The organism is Saccharicrinis aurantiacus, assembly GCF_947489045.1.
Lineage (GTDB): Bacteria > Bacteroidota > Bacteroidia > Bacteroidales > Marinilabiliaceae > Saccharicrinis > Saccharicrinis aurantiacus.
The window spans coordinates 142,742-163,642 of sequence record NZ_CANLCN010000007.1 but is presented as its reverse complement, the minus strand read 5'-3'; the positions used below and the strand labels follow the sequence as shown (position 1 = coordinate 163,642).

Here is a 20,901-nt window from a genome sequence, read left to right as displayed (position 1 = left end):
ACATTTTAATTCAGATACATGTATACTGCAAAATATTTACAAAATTTTATTAAAAATGTATTCCTAGCCATGGGTAGTACTAATGACGATGCTAGTTTAGCAGCTGAAGTTCTTATTTCTGCTGATTTACGTGGAGTTGACTCTCATGGCGTTGCAAGGTTAAGTGGCTATGTTCGCTTATGGGAAAAGGGTCGCTTAAATGCAACACCTAATGTAAAAATAGTTCACGAAACTCCCAGTACTGCCGTTATTGATGGTGACCTAGGAGCAGGTTTAATGGTGGCTCCAAAGGCTATGAAAATTGCCATGGAAAAAGCAAAGCTTGCTGGTACCGGTTGGGTTGCTGTTAAAAACTCAAATCATTATGGTATCGCCGGATACCACTCTATGATGGCTGCTGAGGAAGATATGATTGGATGGAGTATGACTAATGCAAGTGCTCTGGTTTCTCCCACCTTCTCAAAAAGTAAATTTTTAGGAACCAATCCTATTTCGGTTGCAATTCCGGCAGATAAGGAACCTCCTGTTGTTATTGATATGGCAACTACACCTGTGGCCAATGGTAAGTTAGAAGTTTTGCAGCGTAAAGGTGAGAGTATACCAGAAGGTTGGGCTCAAGATGAAAACGGAAACCCATCAACAGATGCTGCCATTCTTAAAAAAGGAGGTGCAATGTTGCCTTTGGGAAGCGATAGAGTGCATGGAAGTCACAAAGGGTATTGCTTAGGTTCTTTGGTAGATATCTTATCGGCTGTTTTACCAGGAGCAAACTACGGACCATGGGTTCCGCCTTTTGTTGCTTATGCCCCATTGCCTGAAAACCCAGTTGGTGAAGGTATAGGACACTTTTTAGGAGCTATGCGTGTGGATGCATTTAGACCTGCTGACGAATTTAAATCGCATATGGACAATTGGATAACTACTTTCCGAAATGCTGTTCCTTGCGAAGGACATGATCAAGTATTGGTTCCTGGTGACCCAGAAAGAGCCATTACCGCAGAGCGACTTAAAAATGGCATTGACCTTCTTCCCCCTGTAGTAGAAGATTTAAAAAGTTTGGCTGAAAAATTCAAGCTAAGCTTTGAATAAAACAGTATTGTAAGAAAGCTTGTTATTCAACCAACAAGCTTTCTTACTTTTCCATTAATTGATTATAGAGAATTCGTTTATTTTATTCTGGCACAGAAAATCCATACTTCATCCAAATTGATTTAGCCAATGGAGATTGCAAATATTTATACAGCAACTGTGCGTTACTTTTATCGCTTATTACAGAGGCTATATTTTGAATTGCAGGGTGTGATCCATCCGCAAAATCGGCAACAATTTTAACCTTTGAAGATTTTAAGGCATCGGTTTTATATACGATCCCGTAAGGGACTTCGCCCAATTCAACAACCATTAAAGCCGATCGTACATCTTTTGCAGGCAACATCTTAGGCTTTATTGCAGTGTACCATCCATAATGTTTTAATGCTGCAACAGCATACTTGCCTGCTGGAACATGACTTGGATCTCCTATCGAAAAATAATCATCTGCTAGTATATCACTCCAAATAATTGCTGAATCTATATCAACACTAGTTTTACTATTTATAGGCTGAATAAGAGATAACTTATTACCTGCAACCATCGTTTTTTGTTGATCAACAACATAGCCTAAACTATCAATATAATCGGCCCACCTTTTGCTTGCGGATATATATAAATCCGGTTCTCCTCCTTGTTCAATCTGGCGGGCAAGTGTTCCGCTTGAGGCTAAATTAAGCTTTACTTCCACACCGTTAGTAATAAAAAAAGAATCGCAAATTTCAGTTAAAGCATCTGTTAATCCAGCGCCTGCAAAAACAACTAATCTATTTTGAGCATCCTTTTTTGAATTGTTGACACATGAACAAAGTACTATTGCAATTACAACTATAATTATTTTAATATCTCTCATCTTAATATCCTCTTTATTTGTTAGATTTTATTACAGTCTAAATTGTAGAGCTGTTCCTATATAGTTTCCTAAGTTTGGCGATGTTGTACCATCCTGTATAATATAATGGAGGGCTAATTTAAGTTTATCTTTACTTAGGTACCAATTTAACCCCATATCTAATGAATTGTCATCACCAATAAACTTATATACAGATTTATTTCCGCTTGCATCATAAGAATCATAACACACCACCGCTTCAATATATTTATTGGCAATAATAAAGTTATACGAAGCTCTTGCATACCATGTTATCGCATCTATTTTTTGCTTAGCTTGATCCTCTCGTTTCATAGCAAAACACTCTCCTTCTAGACGAATGCCTTTGTAACAAACTAACAAATCGGCACCATAAGTGTAAGATGTTTTAAACAAAACAGAATCACAAAGTTTACCGTTTTGCTGACTAGAACCTCCTAGTCCGATTGAAATACTTTTGGTTTTTCGCCAATTATTAGCGGGCACCATATAACTATATTTCGACTGTTCTCCATCTCCAATAGTTAAAACCGCCCTACCTGTAAATAATTTATTCCCGTAATTACTGCATGAGTAGGCACTTGGTTCATATACCCCTGTACGATAACTAATGGCGCATTTATTAAAGTTTTTAATACCACCTAGGGCAATTCCACTTTCAATACCATTACCCTTTCCACTAACAAAATGACGCAAATAATAGTTTGACCTAGTTTTATCTAAACTTGCGACATTCCATGGAGAGTTTGTAAATTCACGACTAACACCTGTCCAAAAATATCCCATGTGGATATTCAAAAGGTTTTTATCTGATAACGGTTTTATTGTAAAGTAACCATTCCATACCGATATCCCATTGTAAGAACCCTTAACTGCAGTATATACATCTTCACCAACCCTATCGGCACTGAATCTGAATATATAATTTAACCAAGGTGTGGGATTTCCCTTTGCTCCAATTCTTACTCTTCTAAACATCGCATCTGATCGATCATAAACTTCCTCCCCTGATTGTTTCTCGTTCATACTATATACATACCAAAACTCAAGATCGAGCACTGGTTGAAATAACTTATTCTTATCTAATTTAATAAATGGGTTTATTTCGTTCTCTTCTTCTGCAGCTCGCGCAACCTGAAATGTTATTATTAATAGGAAAATTAATATTGCATTGTACTTCATAAGCTTTGTTCTAAAAAATGAATAACGGTAATTAAAATTTAAAAATGTTGACGGATTTGGTTTATACTATACAAATCGCTCATCTGATCTAACTGTCTCACAGCACGAACCTTTTGATTTATCGAGCCAACCTAAAGAAACATTGTAACGATTATCCATTTCTCCGAAGAAAGGTTTAATGTCAATTAACGGACTACCATCTAACATATCTACATCTTCAATATAAATTCGGTTGCCCTCAATATTTTTAAATTTTACCGTGGATAAACCAATTGGATTTGGTCGAATAGGAGATCGTGTGGCAAAAATGCCACGAGGGACACTATCCATAAATGGTGTTACTTTTAATTCACACTTTTCTACTTTATGCAGATGATACAAAAGAGTTAAATGCGAAAAGCCATCTAAATCACTTAAGCCTTCAATAAGCTCCTCTTGTAATTCAATAAACCCACTTATGCCTTTTGCGCCATTGGGCTGAATTGGCATATCGGATAGTGTTTTATGCGGCGTATGTATAGTTCCAATCGCCACGAAACTAATAGTGTTCATATATGATTATTTTTTAGATTACTGAATTGCATTATTCATAGAAATGAATAACGGTTTTTAAAAAAAATGACAACCTAGATGCTCTACTATCTGCTTATTTAAAGCTTCTTGTGATGCCGCAATCTGCTTATATACAGCCAAAGCATTCTCACCTGATTTCGTTAAGTAGGCTCCACCGCCATTTGAACCTCCTCTTTTTCGTATCACCAATGGAAGAGGTGACATTTCGTTCATCTCTTTTATAAATGACCATGCCTGCTGATATGACATCTTCATTTCCTTAGTAGCTGCATTAATTGAACCCAGATCTCCGATAAGTTTTAATAATCGTATTCTCTTCTCATTTAAAAACAGAACACCATTTTTATCAATCTCGAGTTTTGTATTTATACTAAAAGGCTGTTTCATACTTAGGGTGTGTTATAAAACCTATGCCAAACAAAACAATTCACTAATAATCAAACGAATAAGTAAGTTGTCATAAAGTATTTTCTACAGAATGGAAACATAATTATCTATTTTTCGACAAAAATGTAGACTGATAAATAAAATTGACGTAAATTGAATGGAATCAAACTAAACATTTCTAATATTCAGACCTTTATAGGTAATAATCATTTGAATTAGAATACGTCATGAAGCAATTTAATAAAGAAGATAAGATTCGAGAACTACTAAAAGCATTTGAAGCTACAGATGAGTTTTATGCTAAATTTAGAACTAAATTTAAATTAGAGATGCTTATGTTGTTTCATAAGTATCACCCTAATAGTAAGGAAGATGATATTGCTGAAGAAATTATTGAGACCTTTGCAAATCAAATTATATCTACCTCTGAATCAGTACTCGATAAGGATAATAACTATCCTGATTACAGAAAAAAGGAAGAACTAATTGGAGTAGAAAGGGTGGTGAAAAAGATTAAAGCACTTGAAGGTGTTTCTGAATTCATCGAGCTCACTCATGCCAAAGCCAAAGAATTAATTGTTGAGTTTTATCCCTCAATTATGAATTTAAGCGGGGATGGTTTTAGGCTGTTAGATCAATATGTGAAAATGCACCATGCATCATTCGTAGTCAATATAAAAAATAGAGATAATTACAGAGACGAAGAATAATTAAAAGTTTCTTTGATTCATGAATGTAGGGTTATTAGTATTATAATTACTTATGCTAAATCCTGCTTCAACACGAAATGAATCAGAGAATTTATATCCCACAAAGGTTTCTCCGGTTATATTGTTATAGGCATTTCTTCTATCATTTGGCAACGATGTTTCTACATTTGCATAATTCATATATCCTGCTCCACCTACATAAAGCTTATCGTTAACCAAATAGGTTCCTCTGGCATAAACACCCATATCTATAATAGTTTGATCAGCACTTGTATTGTTGTAGTATGGCACATTAAAAGCCTGCGTTCTGCCCAAATAAACCCCTCCGTCTACAATCCACTTTTTACTTGGCTGAAATACCATATGCGGAGATACATAAGTATTGAATCCGTAAAAACCATCGAAATTAGTAAAAGCACTTGTACCCAATTCATAACTCACTTTGGGTTGTATATTATAAACTAGTTCCAAAGAATCTAGTTGAAGCATAATATCGCTACCATGATCAATATTCTGCATTGCAATATTATCTTGTGCTTTAACGCAAAAAGATGTTGTAACAATGGCAAATAAAAGGAGAAGAATACGCATAATACTACATTTTAGTAGATTTAGATAACAATAATTATTCCAAATTTAGAGGCTCTAAGGACGTTCGGAAAATAAAACTCCCCGAAGTTTTACGTGAGTCGAAAAGTTCACCATTGTATACCATTTGTCCTTTTAAAAATACAAAATCGCACCTACCTTTTAATTTGTATTCATTATGATTTGCTTCTGCTGATGGCAAGGTACAATATAAATTCCTATCGAAATCAGGATTCCAAACCACTATATCTGCATCTGATCCAATTGCTAAAATACCTTTTTGAGGATATACACCCATAAGTTTTGCAGGCAGAGTTGAAGTAATATTACTCAACTTTTGTATACTAATTTGCTTTTGATTAACTCCAGATGTAAAAAGAACACTTTGATAATTTCTTAAATAATGATACCTATCTGGCCTATTGTAAACCAACCCGCCCGAAACATCTTTAGAGCTTTGCAAATTAAATGGCGGGCTAGCAATTATGAATCTATTTGAGTTTATAATTTGCCAAACAGCCTCTTCACTCAGAAATGTTAACTTATTAGTTGCGTCTTTAAATAGATAATTTCTATTTGAAAGACCATTTACTTTTTGAGTTTCTCCGATATTGAATGGAAGAATTAAACTTCCATAAAAATCGGCTTTTCGCTCAATACCTCCGTAAATAAGGTTATACTCTTCTACAAATAATATATTGGTAAACATTATTGAGCAACCATATGAAACACCTACATTGATAAGCATATTCAATGTTTGAAAATGATCCTCAATGGTTATAGTACTGTATAACTCTGAAGACTTCTCTTCTTTATTGTGGTTGATACTTAAATCGCAAACCAACAAAAGATCGTTATTTAAAATACCAGATAATATATTTTGTATAACTTCTTCAGAAACTGCATAAAGGCTACCTATGTTAATGGTTAAACTACTTATACCTTCGTGCAAATAACTATTATCAATAATATCTGTTGTTATGTTTTTGAGCTTATTAAACTTTAAATGAAAACTAAAATCAATACTATTCTGGCTGCCACGTTTTTTAGCTGCTTCAATATTTTTTTGGTAATCTTTTTTAGGATTATCTTCAATAGAATCAATCATCATGGTTGTTCCATTATACATCTGTGCTTGGTTCAACCTTAAGATCTCTTCAGTATCTGATTGACATTTGATAAATTCGAGAAAACTTCTATTAATATCTATAATACCAGGCATTATGTATTTATCTGATGCATCAATAACCGGCGTTTCTGAAGTTGGTCGTTTTAAATTAGGGGCAATTTCTAATATTTTATTACCGCCTACCAAAATATCTTCCTTTTTAATAGAATGAGGACTAACAACAAAACCGTTTTTTAATAGCAGATAGTTCATATATAGATATTCTTAGACAACTCAATTTAGCGTTTTCACATCTTTATACAAAACAATAACTCTATTTACTTTCGTGCACTCAATCTAATTAATAGTTTTGCAGCAGAATTAAACTAATTAGAACAATTATTTATAATGTGGTGGATCTTAGCCTTAGTATCAGCGCTGTTTTTAGGTGTATATGATGTAGTAAAAAAAGTATCATTAAATAATAATGCTGTATTTCCCATATTATTATTCAGCTCAATAAGCAGTTCGCTCCTATTTATCCCACTATTATATTTTTCCAACTCTGGTTTGTTAAATGAATCTAGCTTATTTTATATTCCCACAATAAGTACCACTGAACATTTAATGCTATTACTAAAATCAGTGATTGTGGTTGGATCATGGAGTTTTTCATTTTTTGCATTAAAACACTTACCCCTTACCATTGTAGCACCAATAAGAGCTACAGGGCCTTTATGGACTTTAATAGGAGCAATCATTATTTTTAATGAACGCCTAAGTCCACTTCAGTGGATAGGTATTATTGTAACTCTAGGGTTCTTTTACCTTTTCTCTATAGCAGGTAAAACAGAAGGCATCAATTTTAAACGTAACAAATGGATTTTATTTATAATAATAGGAACCTTATTAGGTGCTGTAAGTGGTTTATACGATAAATTTTTACTTCAGAAAATTAACCGAATGGCCGTACAGTGCTATTTTACTTTCTATCAAGTAGCCCTTATGATTCCTATTGTACTAATTATTTGGTTACCTCAAAGAAACAAAACTACCACCTTCAAGTGGAGATGGAGTATCCCATTAATTGGTATTTTCTTAATAATAGCTGATTTTTTCTATTTTTATGCTTTACACATTCCTGATAGTATGATTTCAGTAATATCAGCTTTACGCAGAGGAGGTGTTATTATAGCGTTTACATTTGCCGCCATCTTCTTTAATGAAAAGAATATTAAAGTAAAAGCGCTTTATTTATTAGGTATACTTGTTGGTATCACATTACTCATTTTTGGAACTAAATAATGAAACGAACCGATTTATCGAAATACAATAATAGTTGGTATAAACCCGGAAACATTATTAAACGTACCCTATGGTATTGGACAAATGCCTTGGTATTCAATCATTCATTAATTCCGATATCGGGTATAAAAGTATTTCTGTTAAAGTGTTTTGGGGCGCACATAGGCAAAGGTGTAGTAATTAAACCCTGTGTGAATATTAAATATCCTTGGAAACTTTCAATTGGTGAAAATACTTGGATAGGAGAACAAGTATGGATAGATAATTTAGATACAGTGACGATTGGTGCTAATTGTTGCTTATCACAAGGTGTTCTTTTGCTCTGTGGAAACCATAATTATACTAAAGAAACCTTTGACTTAATGATCGGTCCCATTACCCTGGAAGATGGCGTATGGATAGGTGCAAAATCTACTGTAACAGCTAACACACTTTGCAAAACACATTCGGTATTGGCAATTAATTCTGTGGCTTCTAATAGTCTTGAGGCTTTTTCAATTTATCGAGGTAATCCTGCCCTCAAGGTAAAAGATCGAGTAATGAATTAAGCACATCAACAGCCAACATTACATTAATTTAAAAATTAGGCATAAAAAAACATGAACTTGCAAGCAAATTCATGTTCTTCTACTATTTTACACTACACTATGAAAATTAACCCTTGTTTTATTGTCATTGTAAAAGTATGCATCTTATAAATAGTACAGGGTTAAGGGCGGGTTAAAGTGAGTTAAGGATTAGTTAAAGTGTAATTGCAGGCATTATAAAACTCTATATTTGTATAGGTAAAAAGGTTAATCTACAATATGCAAAAAAGAACTTTAGTTGGTTTAGTAACATTAATGTGCATTTCTCTGTTCGGGATTATTGCGCTACAGTACATTTGGGTAAGCAACGCTATTAACGTACAAACTGAGAAATTTAATGCTTCGGTATTTGATGCTTTAAATCAAACCGTATATAAACTTCAAAGAAACCAAGCCGCTAATTATTTCTTGAATCAATATGCGCCAAATAATCAGGTTTCATTGAGTATTGATACTGCAAAAAATAGTAGAAGCTACACGGTTCCATATTTTCCTAGTACAGCCACTCAAAACAACAAACAAGCTACTAATACGGGCGTTGTAAAAATAATGGAGCACAATCCGTATGGTATATTCTCGGCACAAGCAAATATTACCGAGAATGGCATTAGCCGAAAATATCAGATATCACGAAATACTTTAGATCCTCAAAACGGTGCTAATATGTATGAGATTGAAAAGGCTATGAATCATTTAACAGATTCATTAAACCAAATTATCAATCACATTCAAAACGGAACGATAAATGCCATGACGCTTTTTAATCAGTTTAATTATGAGCTTCATATGCAAAAATCGGATAAACGGAAATTTATAAATAAAAAGGAGCTTCAGAAAACACTTAAAAGTGAGTTATTTAATAGAGGTGTCAATTTAGATTACGAATTTGGTATATACACCAATAACCGATCTAACAAAACCACTTTATCATCTAAATATTATGAGGTTGATGAAAGTTCAAAACTATTTAGTTGCTTGCTCTTTCCGGATAATATTATGCGAGGCCAAAATAGTTATGTTCTCGATATATACTTCCCCGATAAAGATCGATTTATTATGAAATCACTTTCCTTATTATTTGGGGGCTCTTTTTTACTTACTGTAATTATACTTCTTACTTTTTATTTCACCCTTAAAACTATTGTTGATCAGAAAAAAGTTTCGGAAATAAAATCGGACTTTATCAACAATATGACTCATGAACTAAAAACTCCTATTGCAACCATTAATTTAGCTGCAGATAATATTGCAAATCCAATAATATTGAACAGTCCGGAAAATATTTCTCCGTTTATACGGATTATTAAGGAAGAAAATCAACGCATGAATAAACAAGTTGAGCGTGTTCTGCAAATGTCTTTGATAGAAAAAAAAGATTTACAGTTGGTCCCTATTAGTGTTGATATTCATAAAATAATTCAAGAAGCCATTAATAAAATAGCGCTTCTTGTGAATGAGAAAGAAGGGGTTATCTTATCAAATTTTAATGCTCCAAAAACTTCTTGCTTGGTTGATGAAGTGCATATTACCAATGTTTTGCTTAATTTGTTCGAAAATGCTATTAAATATTGTAAAGAGGAACCTCATATAGAGGTAAGTACTACAAATACAAAAACTAGCATTGAAATTTGCGTAAAAGACAATGGCATTGGAATGAGTAAAGAACAGCAAGCCAAAGCTTTTGATAAGTTTTTTAGAGCAACAAAAGGCAACATACACAATGTAAAAGGATTTGGCCTTGGCTTAAGCTACGTAAAAGCAGTTATGCTTCAACACAAAGGCGATATTAAACTCAAAAGTAAACTTGGCGAGGGAAGTCAATTTACCTTAACTTTACCCCTAAACGAAAAACAACTTAACTAAAACTAAGAAATATGAAGAAGGTATTTATGGTAGAAGACGATCTCAATTTTGGGACTGTTATGAAATCGTACCTCGAAATAAATGGGTTCAATGTAACCTGGGTGAAGGATGGCGCTAATGCAATGAAAACCTACATGCCTGATTATTTTGACATTTGCATTTTGGATGTTATGCTTCCAAACGTTGATGGCTTTACTATTGGAAGAGAAATTAAGACCATAAACGAAAATATCCCCCTCATATTTTTAACCGCAAAAACACTAAAAGAAGATGTATTACAGGGATATGGCGTTGGAGCAGATGATTACATAACCAAGCCTTTTGACTCTGAAATACTTATAGCAAAAATAAATGCCATACTTAGCAGATCTACTCATCAAGAAGTTAGTCCCAAAGAAAGCGTATACAAATTAGGTTTTTTAGAATTTAACTACGAAATGCGTACTCTAAGTTCTGAAAACTACTCGCAACAACTCTCACCGAAAGAAGCCGATTTATTAAAAATGTTATGCGAGAATATTAATAAAGTAATGCCTCGTGAAAAAGCCCTTACCAAAATATGGGGCGAGAATAATTATTTTACTACGCGTAGCATGGATGTTTATATAACCAAGCTGAGAAAATACCTAAGAGAAGATAAACACGTAGAAATTGTAAACATCCACGGAAGTGGTTATCTATTAAAAGTGAACAAAGAATAAACCTCAAAGCTTTATAAAACATAGTCATACTTTATACAAAGTATTTTTCGCTATATCGTTTAAAGGCTTATCGCATATGGGATAATGCCCAAATTGTTTCCGGGAGGCATAATTGATATAGATTATTGGCCAAAGCCTTTCAGGAAATGCTTTGCGTATATAGATTATTGATCAAATTCTCTCCGGAAGTGCTTTGCGTATATAGATTATTGCCCAAATGACTTCCTGAAGCCAATATCCCATATAGGCAAAGGTTCACCTTCTTTCAGCGAGCAGAATCTATATAGATTATGGTTGCCCTGGGTAAAACAATTATAAATATATATATTAACTGGTCCGCAACGCTGCTTTAAGCTTTTGATGATGGACTATACCGAAGGAAGCATTTATAGTTTATCAACTTTATTTTTATCCTTTACATAACACCTCTAATCAAAAACAAATATCCGTCGATCGTTTTTCTAGAAATAGACAGCCCACCTTTAAATTTTTGTAGTTATTTTAGCCTCCTAAATAATAAACCCTTAGATATGATTAAACAAATTAGTTGTGCCATTTTATTGTGCATAACAAGCCTTACTATGGCCCAGTCTGATTTTGTAAAAGGATCAGTTATCACACTGAATGGAGATACCCTATACGGAGAGGTTAACCTACGATCTAACATTAAAAATTCTGAATCCTGTATTTTTAGAGACACAAACACCACTCACACCTATCTCCCAAACGATATTAAAGCATACACTGCTAGTACTGATAAATATTACATTAGTAAAACAGTAAAACTTAATGCAGATAGTGCAAACTTCTTTTTAGAAGTATTAGTTCAAGGAGATGCCAGTTTATACTACCTTAAGCATAGTGGCGATGATTTATTTTTTATCGATCAGGAAGGCCGACTAACTTTATTAAGCAATAAGGAAACCATAATTGAAAAAGACGATGGGACAAAGTACAGCAAAGAATCAAAACAATATATAGGTGCTTTATTATACACCTTTCGGGATGCACCTAAGTTAACTTCTCAAATAAAAAACACAGAGTTTTATTATAAAAGCCTAGTAAATATTACTAATAAATACAACCAGTTTAAGAATCCGAATACTCAGAACTATAGCAAAACAACAAAAAACAAAGTTTATTTAGAAACTGGTGCTGGGTATACAGGTATTACATATAATATCAACTCCTTAGATACAGACTTAAGTTTAGGTTCTGCTACTGTTGGTGTTGATTTTGTGTTTAAACCTCTAAAGGCACATTATGTTTGGGATGTTACCCTTGGCCTGTATGCCGTAAAATATAAAGGTGATAGCAAAATAGAATATAACTCCTATAGCGATGATAGCTACCATTTAGTTAGTATTGACTACACTGCTATAAAGACTCCTATAAAAGTAAGATATAGTCTCCCTATGAAAAAATTCCAACCTTTTATAAATGCGGGTATTATAAATAGCATTGCACTTAATAACAACTCAACCTTGGTTAATCACAGATCAGAATATACCCAAAATGAGAAAGATGCTAGTATAAGTAAGTATCAACTATTTTACACATTTGGAGCCGGATTAAAATGGCATACACAAAATAAAAATTACTTTAACCTTTCTGCTAATTACGAAATAAAGAGCCAATCCTTAGTATCTGTATCAGAACTTGATTATGGTAAAATAAACAACCTGGTATTTACAATATCGTACTGTTTTAAACTTTAAAATTAAATTATGAACAGCTCTTTTCGATAAAGCTAATCCTAAACTAAATACAATAGGTAACATATAAAGTGAGTACTATCGTTACTCTGCGCTGGTTAAACCATTTAATATTATTCTATTTCCACCAATAATACAGTAAATATAAAACATTCAATAAAAGAAGGGCTTTTAAAATTTTAATGGTATAATATTTCAAAAAGCATAATAAATAACTCAGCAATAGTTATTTTAGTAATACAAATAGGCACATTCGCATTTTTGTATTAAGTATAACTACTTTAAAATAGCCCTTCATGACTTTATACGATTACATAACAATAACTTTTATTTCTGTAGGTGCAGTTATTATGCTATTAAGCGCAAACCGCACAAAAAGAATCCTTAATATGTTACCCACAAATAAACTAAGGGGTAAATGGCGAGGCTTGAGTATATCCATGTTTGTTTTTTTTATTGGTTATCTATTTGTTGTTCTATTGGTTATTTTAGGTCGCTCTGAATTACTCGAGTTCCTGTCTGGGATAATATTCTTATTGGGTTCACACTTTGTATTTGTTGTGGTTAGCTCAGGACTAGATAGCTTTAAAAAAATTAAAGAAATAAACCAAAACTTAAGTGATACCGAACTAAAAAATAAAGAACTCGAACGCTTTGCTTACGTTACCTCGCATGATTTAAAAGCTCCACTCAGGGGAATATATAGCCTAGCATCGTTCATAAAAGCAGATTTAGAGGACGGACAAACTGAAGAGGTTCAGGATCATTTAAACACACTATTAAAACAAGTTGAGCGACTCGAAAATTTAATTAATGGAATATTACATTATTCTAAAATTGGTAAAATTACCGTTGAAGCCATTAACCTTAACCTTTTGGTACATGAGGAGTATGAAAAATACCAGAACCTAAATAATGTAAAACTCGAAATTCAAGGTACTTTGCCTACCATAAATGGAGATAAAACACAGATATCACAACTAATATCGAACTTGTTAAACAATGCCATAGAGTATAACGACAAAAAACTTTGCCAGATAACTATTTCAAGTGAAGAAAAACCTAATTTTTACGAGATAAGTTTTGAAGATAATGGCCCTGGAATTCCCTCTAAATATCACGAAAAGATATTCGAAGTATTTCAAACTCTTGCTCACAAAGATATCCATGAAAGTACTGGCATAGGACTTTCAATTGTAAAAAAGATAATGGATAAACACGAAGGCGAGGTTAAAGTAGAATCTGATGGTAAATTGGGAACCAAGTTTATTATAGTTTGCTCAAAAAAGTTAAAGTAGTTAATAAATATCAACCGAACCTTAATTTTTACCCTTCTAAACATTTGTGATTAACTCAATCAGATTCAAAAAGCATAAAATACAAAAGCCCGACTCTCACGAATCGGGCTTTCTTAATATCTATGGTAAAAACACACTTCTGTCTTCCTACTTCACTCTTCTTTACTTGTTTGCTTCAACCCATTTACGAGCATTTACAAATGCTTCAATCCAAGGGGTAACCTCATCTGCTTTTCTGTCCTCTGGATAGTGTGCACATTGCCATGGGAAAATAGCACGCTCCAAGTGAGGCATCATAGCCAAGTGGCGTCCATCGTTTGATACGATTGCTGCTGTGCTAAAATCAGAACCATTTGGATTAGCTGGATAAGCATCGTAGGCGTATTTACCTGCAATATTGTACTCAGCCTCTGCTTTTGGCATGTTGAATTTACCTTCGCCATGCGCAATCCAAACACCTAAGGTATTTCCTGCCAATGTTTTTAACATTACAGAGTTGTTATCTTGGATGTTCATGTTCACGTAGTTCGATTCGAATTTATGCGAATCGTTGTGCTCCATAGTTGGTTTCACATCGTGATTTGGGTAAACTAACCCTAACTCAACCATTAACTGACATCCATTACAGATACCTAAACTTAAAGTATCAGGACGTGCATAAAACGCATCAAGTGCTGCTTTTGCTTTTTGGTTGTAAAGGAATGCTCCGGCCCAACCTTTTGCAGAACCCAAAACATCAGAGTTAGAGAATCCGCCAACAAATACGATGAAATTCACGTCCTCTAAAGTTTCACGACCTGTGATAAGGTCGGTCATGTGAACATCTTTTACATCGAATCCGGCTAGATACATTGAATAAGCCATCTCACGATCACCATTCACCCCTTTTTCGCGGATGATAGCGGCTTTTACGCCTGACATGCCATTACGCTTAGCCTCTAAACCGTAAGCTGCAAGTGTTCCTGCAAAATCGGCATTAAACTTATATTGTAATGGTTGTTGTTTATAGTTTTCGAAACGTGCTTTGGCTTGCGCCTCGCCGCTTTGTTTACGATCTAATAAATACGAAGTTTTGTACCAAGTATCGCGCATCTCATCAATATCGAAGCTCATTGTTTCGCCCGACTTAGTGATGCTTAATGTGCGTGCCTCAACAGGAGAACCAATCACTTGGAAAGCCAACTCATTTTCGGTTAATAAAGCCGTTACTTTAGCCTCATCCTTAACCTGAATCAATACACCTGGGTTTTCAGCAAACAATACTTTTACTAAATCTTGCTCTTCGATAGCTGATAAATCGATGTTTAAACCATGCGATTTATTGGCAAAACACATCTCCAACATTGCTGTTACCATACCTCCGGCAGAGATATCGTGACCAGCAAGAATTAATTCATCCTTAATTAAAGATTGAAGTGTTTCTAATCCTGTAAGGAAATATTGGTTATCGGCAACCGTTGGAGCCTCAGCTCCAAGTTTGTTAACCACCTGAGCAAATGAACTACCACCTAATTTTAATGCATCGAAAGAAAGATCGATATAGATTAACTTGGTATCTACATCTTTCTTTAATACTGGCTCAACAATTTGGCGCACTTCGCTAACCTCAGCAGCAGCCGAAATAATTACCGTTCCCGGAGAAATTACTTGCTCACCATCTTTATATTTTTGCGTCATCGATAAAGAATCTTTCCCTGTTGGGATGTTGATTCCTAAATCGCAAGCAAACTCACTTACTGCCTCAACAGCTTTGTATAAACGGGCATCTTCGCCTTCGTTTTTACAAGGCCACATCCAGTTGGCGCTTAACGAGATTCCTTTAACACCACGTGCAAACGGCGCCCAAACTAAGTTGGTTAAACTCTCGGCAATGGCCACTTTTGAACCTGCAGCAGGATCGATCATAGCAATGGCAGGTGCATGACCTACTGATGTTGCCAATCCGCTAGTTCCGGTATAATCGATAGAAGTAGCTCCTAGGTTATTCAAAGGAATTTGAATTTCACCGGCACATTGTTGCTTGGCCACTTTACCAGTTACCGAACGGTCAACTTTGTTAGTTAACCAATCTTTACTTGCAACAGCTTCTAATTGTAATACACTCTTCAGGTAATCCTCTATTTTAGAAGCATCGTAAGATACTGCCTCGTACGACTCCTCAACTGTTTTATCTTCCATAATTGTTTTAGGAGGATTTCCAAACATATCAGAAAGCTGCCAGTTGATTGGCGCATTACCTTTACTATCTTTAAATACAAAGCTCATGTCGCCTGTTGTTTCACCCACCACATACATTGGTGAACGCTCACGATCGGCAACCGCTTTTAATTTGTCAATGTCTTTTTCTTTAAGCACAAGACCCATACGCTCTTGCGACTCGTTACCTGCAATTTCTTTGGCAGATAAGGTTGGATCTCCCACCGGAAGTTTATCTAAATCGATAACACCACCTGTTTCTTCAACCAACTCTGATAAACAGTTTAAGTGACCACCAGCACCATGATCGTGAATTAACACAATTGGATTTTCATCGGCCTCAGACATGGCACGAATGGCATTCATGGCACGTTTTTGCATTTCAGGATTTGAACGCTGAACGGCATTTAACTCAATGGCATTGTCAAACTCACCAGTTGCTACTGATGAAACGGCTCCACCACCCATACCAATACGGTAGTTATCGCCACCTAAAAGTACCACTTTGTCGCCTTTATCTGGAGTATCTTTTAAGGCATCCGATTTTTTAGCAAAACCAATACCTCCGGCCAACATAATTACCTTATCGAAAGCAAATTTCTTTTGGTTCTCGAAATGCTCAAATGTAAGCACCGAACCACAAATCATTGGCTGACCAAACTTGTTACCAAAATCACTGGCTCCGTTAGAAGCTTTGATTAAGATTTGCTCTGGCGTTTGGTATAACCAAGGACGCGCCTCGTTGGCTTGCTCCCATGCTCTACCCTCTTCTGAACGAGAATAAGAAGTCATGTAAACAGCCGTACCAGCAAAAGGAAGAGAAGCTTTACCTCCACCTAAACGGTCTCTGATTTCTCCACCTGCACCAGTTGCAGCACCATTAAAAGGCTCAACAGTTGTTGGGAAGTTATGTGTTTCTGCCTTTAAAGAAAGAACAGTATCTATTTCTTTAGTTTGGAAATAATCAGGCTTATCGTGCGATGCTGGAGCAAACTGAACAGCCTTTGGCCCTTCAACAAATGCTACATTATCTTTATAAGCTGAAACTAAGAAATTTGGATTTTCTTTAGAAGTACGTCTGATTAAGTTGAATAAAGAGCTTTCTTTCTCTTCTCCATCAATAATAAAAGTACCGTTGAATATTTTATGACGACAGTGCTCTGAGTTTACTTGAGAGAAACCAAACACTTCGCTATCCGTTAATTTACGACCTAATTTTACGGCCAATCCTTCAAGGTATTGAACCTCATCGTCGCTTAAAGCTAAACCTTCCGATTTGTTATAAGCGGCCACATCATCAATCTCTTGAATTGGATCTGGTTCTTTGTCGATGTTAAAAATTTCTTGATCTAAACCGGTATACAATACCTGTAACATTGGATCAAACTCAGCTTTTTCATCAGCTACTTTAAAGTACTCCTCGATACGAGTAATACCCTCGATGCCCATGTTTTGAGTGATTTCTACGGCGTTGGTACTCCAAGGAGTAATCATCTCTTTACGAGGTCCAACAAAAAAACCACCTAAGTCCGTTTCATCGGTTTTGGTGGCACCACTAAAAGCCCATTCAAGCTTTTTTACATCTTCTGCTGCTAAATTAGCATCGCAGCCTACTGCTAAAATCTGTTCAGATTTACCTTTAAAGAAAAGGACCATGTTTCTTCCTGTTTTGAGATTTATTGAATCTGCTGCAAAAGTACAATAAAGGATGAAAATTACGTAATTAGAGGGAGTGTTTTTTGAGCTTATTAACAATACAGAATTGCATATACGAAAAAAAGGGAGTCTGATACCAAACTCCCTTCATTTTTCAACCTTAAATGGTTTTTTATTTTAAGTTCGCAATACTTTCTTCTATTGCTTTTATTTTAGCTTCTGCGTCTGCTTGTTTCTGCTTTTCAATAGCAACAACCTTTTCAGGTGCATTATTTACAAAACGCTCATTACTCAGCTTCTTGCTAACAGAAGTCAAGAATCCTTTTTGATATTTTAATTCCTCCTCTAGTTTTTTAATTTCTTCTTCTGCATCAACTAAATCACCAAGTGGAATATAATATTCTGTAGCTTTTACCATAAACGATAATGCTCCGGATACTTTTTCTGTTACAAAGTTTACTTCGCTAGCATTAGCCAATTTACTAAGTATTGGAATAAATGTTTTATCCAAAGAACCATCATTATCTAATATACTTAAAGCAATTACTTCTTTATTGGCTATATTTTTTTGCTTACGAATATTACGTACTCCTGCAACAGCTTCTTTAGTCAACTCAAAATTAGCTAACAATTTTTCATCAACCTTAGTTACCTCCGGCATCTGAGCAACCATAATACTTTCGCCTTCTTTTCTAGGCTCAAGTAATTGCCATATTTCCTCTGAGATAAATGGCATAAATGGGTGTAGTAATCTTAAAATCTTATCAAAATTATCGATAGTTGCTTTTAAGGTAACTTCATCAATTGGTTGTTGATAACCTGGTTTAACAATCTCAAGGTACCATGAAGAGAAATCATCTCTAAATAAAGTATAAACAGACATTAAAGCATCTGAAATACGATATTTACTAAAGTGATCGTTAACTACTTCAATGGTTTGGTTTAATTTATGACTAAACCACTCAATGCCTTTTGCTGCACTATCAGGCTGCGGAAGTGAACTGTCAACTTCCCATCCTTTAACCAAACGGAAGGCATTCCAAATTTTATTTGCAAAATTACGGCCTTGCTCAGTTAAGCTATCATCGAACAATAAATCACCTCCTGCAGGAGAACACAATAGCATACCTACACGTACACCATCTGCTCCATATTTAGCAATTAAATCTAATGGATCGGGAGAATTACCCAATTGCTTACTCATTTTACGACCTTGATCGTCACGAACCATACCAGTAAAGTATACATTCTTAAATGGGAATGTTCCTTTAAATTCGTAACCGGCCATAATCATACGCGCTACCCAAAAGAATATAATATCATGACCTGTTACCAAATCACTTGTTGGATAATAGTAATCTATTTCATTTTTATCTGGATTAAAACCATCAAAAACAGAAATAGGCCACAACCATGATGACGCCCATGTATCAAGCACATCTTCTTCTTGACGAAGATCAGCAATAGCTATAGCGTCATTGCCACTTTTTTCTTTTGCCAACCTTACGGCTTCTTCATCATTTTTAGCAACAACAAACTCTCCATTTTGGAGATAGTAAACTGGGATTCTATGTCCCCAATACAATTGACGTGAAATACACCAATCTTTTACATTCTCCATCCAATGGCGGTATACATTCTTGAATTTAGCAGGATGAAACTGAACTTCGTCAGTCATAACAGCATCAAGTGCAACCTTGGCCATCTCGGTCATTTTCAAGAACCACTGGGTACTAAGTTTTGGCTCAATAACCGCACCCGTTCTTTCTGAACAACCAACTTTATTGTCGTAATCTTCAATTTTTAATACGTTACCTGCTTTTTGTAATTCTGGGATAATTTCCTCACGAACCACAAAACGATCTTTACCCACAAATAATTGGGCTTTTTCGCTTAAGGTACCATCATCATTTAATATATCGATGCTCTCCAAATTATGGCGCATACCCATTTCGTAGTCATTGATATCATGTGCAGGCGTAATTTTTAAACAACCTGTACCAAATTCCATATCAACATAATCGTCTTCTATTATAGGAATAGAACGATTTACCAAAGGCACAATAACACGTTTTCCTTTAAGATGAGTAAAGCGCTCATCGTTAGGATTAATACAAACTGCAGTATCACCCAATATGGTTTCAGGGCGAGTAGTTGCAATAGTTACCGTTCCCTCTTCTCCTTCAATATTGTAGTTTAAATAGTATAATTTAGATTTTACTTCTTTATAAACTACCTCTTCATCTGATACAGCAGTTAAAGCATCTGGATCCCAGTTGACCATTCTAACGCCACGATAAATAAGACCCTTCTCATGTAGTTTAACGAATGTATCAATTACCGATTCGCTACGTTCCTTATCTAATGTAAAACAAGTTCTATCCCAATCACACGAAGCACCTAGCTTTTTTAATTGCTCAAGAATAATTCCTCCGTGCTCTTCAGTCCAATCCCAAGCATGGCCAAGAAATTCATCACGCGTTAAATCAGCTTTATCAATACCTTGCGTTTTTAGTCTATTCACAACCTTTGCTTCAGTAGCAATTGATGCATGATCAGTACCTGGAACCCAACAAGCATTTTTACCCATCATTCTAGCCCTACGAACTAAAATATCTTGAATAGTATTATTTAGCATGTGTCCCATATGTAATACTCCGGTAACATTGGGTGGCGGAATGACGACAGTGTAGGGCTCTCTTTCATCAGGTTCTGAATGAAAAAGATTCTGATCCATCCAATACTTATACCACTTATCCTCGGTTTCAACCGAATTGTATGTACTTGCTAATTCCATTTTATAAATAATACTATGGTTACTTAATTACTACACAACTTATTTGCAGGTATGCATTTAAATAAAGTTGTTCAATTTTCGGATGACAAAAGTACAAAAAATTAGCCTTTAACTTCATATTTATGAAAGTAAAGCATCATTAATAATTACTTTATTATTTACTTGCGAGCTATTGACATTCACATATACAATACATAATTTTGATTTAATACTAAACGTAAGTTTAATTTTTATCACGAACTTTTTCACTTGCATATTGTTAAACAAACAAATTC

The 20,901-nt window shown here is 34.8% G+C and carries 16 protein-coding genes; 8 read left to right on the top strand and 8 right to left on the bottom strand.

All coding sequences use genetic code 11. From position 1 onward, the window contains the following. The first annotated feature begins 18 nt into the window (after window positions 1-18). A complete protein-coding gene (locus tag QMO11_RS10295; protein ID WP_282037161.1) occupies window positions 19-1,089 on the top strand; it encodes an Ldh family oxidoreductase in 1,071 nt (356 codons plus the stop codon). A gap of 82 nt (window positions 1,090-1,171) precedes the next feature. Here QMO11_RS10295 and modA read toward each other — a convergent pair whose 3' ends face one another. The 4 genes from modA to QMO11_RS10275 form a co-directional block, all read right to left on the bottom strand. Beyond that, complete coding sequence (modA, locus tag QMO11_RS10290; protein WP_282037160.1) at window positions 1,172-1,942, bottom strand: molybdate ABC transporter substrate-binding protein; 771 nt, start codon at window positions 1,940-1,942, stop codon at window positions 1,172-1,174. A gap of 30 nt (window positions 1,943-1,972) precedes the next feature. Further along, entirely contained in the window at window positions 1,973-3,142 is a 1,170-nt protein-coding gene (locus QMO11_RS10285) for a porin (RefSeq protein ID WP_282037159.1), read from the bottom strand. A 66-nt stretch (window positions 3,143-3,208) separates the two neighbouring features. Next, entirely contained in the window at window positions 3,209-3,694 is a 486-nt protein-coding gene (gene tsaA, locus QMO11_RS10280) for a tRNA (N6-threonylcarbamoyladenosine(37)-N6)-methyltransferase TrmO (protein WP_282037158.1), read from the bottom strand. 57 nt (window positions 3,695-3,751) lie between these two features. After that, window positions 3,752-4,102 (bottom strand): winged helix-turn-helix domain-containing protein, encoded by a 351-nt coding sequence (locus QMO11_RS10275; RefSeq protein WP_075601649.1) that lies wholly within the window; start codon window positions 4,100-4,102, stop codon window positions 3,752-3,754. Window positions 4,103-4,329: 227 nt separating this feature from the next. On the opposite strand from QMO11_RS10275, the gene QMO11_RS10270 reads away from it, so the two are divergent. Then, complete coding sequence (locus QMO11_RS10270) at window positions 4,330-4,812, top strand: hypothetical protein (protein ID WP_282037157.1); 483 nt, start codon at window positions 4,330-4,332, stop codon at window positions 4,810-4,812. On the opposite strand, the gene QMO11_RS10265 is transcribed toward QMO11_RS10270, so the two are convergent. Both QMO11_RS10265 and QMO11_RS10260 read right to left on the bottom strand, forming a co-directional pair. Then, window positions 4,813-5,403: a hypothetical protein gene (locus tag QMO11_RS10265; protein WP_282037156.1), complete on the bottom strand. Its 591-nt coding sequence runs from the start codon at window positions 5,401-5,403 to the stop codon at window positions 4,813-4,815. Between the two features lie 34 nt (window positions 5,404-5,437). Continuing rightward, window positions 5,438-6,781 carry an amidohydrolase family protein gene (locus QMO11_RS10260; protein ID WP_282037155.1) on the bottom strand — a complete coding sequence of 448 codons (1,344 nt, stop codon included), beginning with the start codon at window positions 6,779-6,781 and terminating at the stop codon, window positions 5,438-5,440. A 135-nt stretch (window positions 6,782-6,916) separates the two neighbouring features. Here QMO11_RS10260 and QMO11_RS10255 point away from each other — a divergent pair, with 135 nt between their 5' ends. The 6 genes from QMO11_RS10255 (at window position 6,917) to QMO11_RS10230 (ending at window position 13,977) form a co-directional block, all read left to right on the top strand. Beyond that, a complete protein-coding gene (locus QMO11_RS10255) occupies window positions 6,917-7,813 on the top strand; it encodes a DMT family transporter (protein WP_282037154.1) in 897 nt (298 codons plus the stop codon). Next, entirely contained in the window at window positions 7,813-8,361 is a 549-nt protein-coding gene (locus tag QMO11_RS10250; protein ID WP_282037153.1) for a WcaF family extracellular polysaccharide biosynthesis acetyltransferase, read from the top strand. The genes QMO11_RS10255 and QMO11_RS10250 overlap by 1 nt, the downstream gene beginning before the upstream one ends. A gap of 258 nt (window positions 8,362-8,619) precedes the next feature. Beyond that, window positions 8,620-10,263, top strand: a complete 1,644-nt coding sequence (locus QMO11_RS10245) for a sensor histidine kinase (RefSeq protein ID WP_075601643.1) — start codon at window positions 8,620-8,622, stop codon at window positions 10,261-10,263. Window positions 10,264-10,274: 11 nt separating this feature from the next. Further along, window positions 10,275-10,964, top strand: a complete 690-nt coding sequence (locus tag QMO11_RS10240; RefSeq protein WP_282037152.1) for a response regulator transcription factor — start codon at window positions 10,275-10,277, stop codon at window positions 10,962-10,964. Between the two features lie 530 nt (window positions 10,965-11,494). Next, window positions 11,495-12,682: an outer membrane beta-barrel protein gene (locus QMO11_RS10235; RefSeq protein ID WP_282037151.1), complete on the top strand. Its 1,188-nt coding sequence runs from the start codon at window positions 11,495-11,497 to the stop codon at window positions 12,680-12,682. Between the two features lie 293 nt (window positions 12,683-12,975). Next, on the top strand, window positions 12,976-13,977 hold the full coding sequence (locus QMO11_RS10230) for a sensor histidine kinase (RefSeq protein ID WP_282037150.1): 1,002 nt from the start codon (window positions 12,976-12,978) through the stop codon (window positions 13,975-13,977). Window positions 13,978-14,139: 162 nt separating this feature from the next. Here the strand turns inward: QMO11_RS10230 and purL are convergent, their stop codons facing one another. Then, window positions 14,140-17,829 (bottom strand): phosphoribosylformylglycinamidine synthase, encoded by a 3,690-nt coding sequence (gene purL / locus QMO11_RS10225; protein WP_282037148.1) that lies wholly within the window; start codon window positions 17,827-17,829, stop codon window positions 14,140-14,142. 172 nt (window positions 17,830-18,001) lie between these two features. Next, entirely contained in the window at window positions 18,002-20,626 is a 2,625-nt protein-coding gene (locus QMO11_RS10220; RefSeq protein WP_282037147.1) for a valine--tRNA ligase, read from the bottom strand. Window positions 20,627-20,901 lie beyond the last annotated feature (275 nt).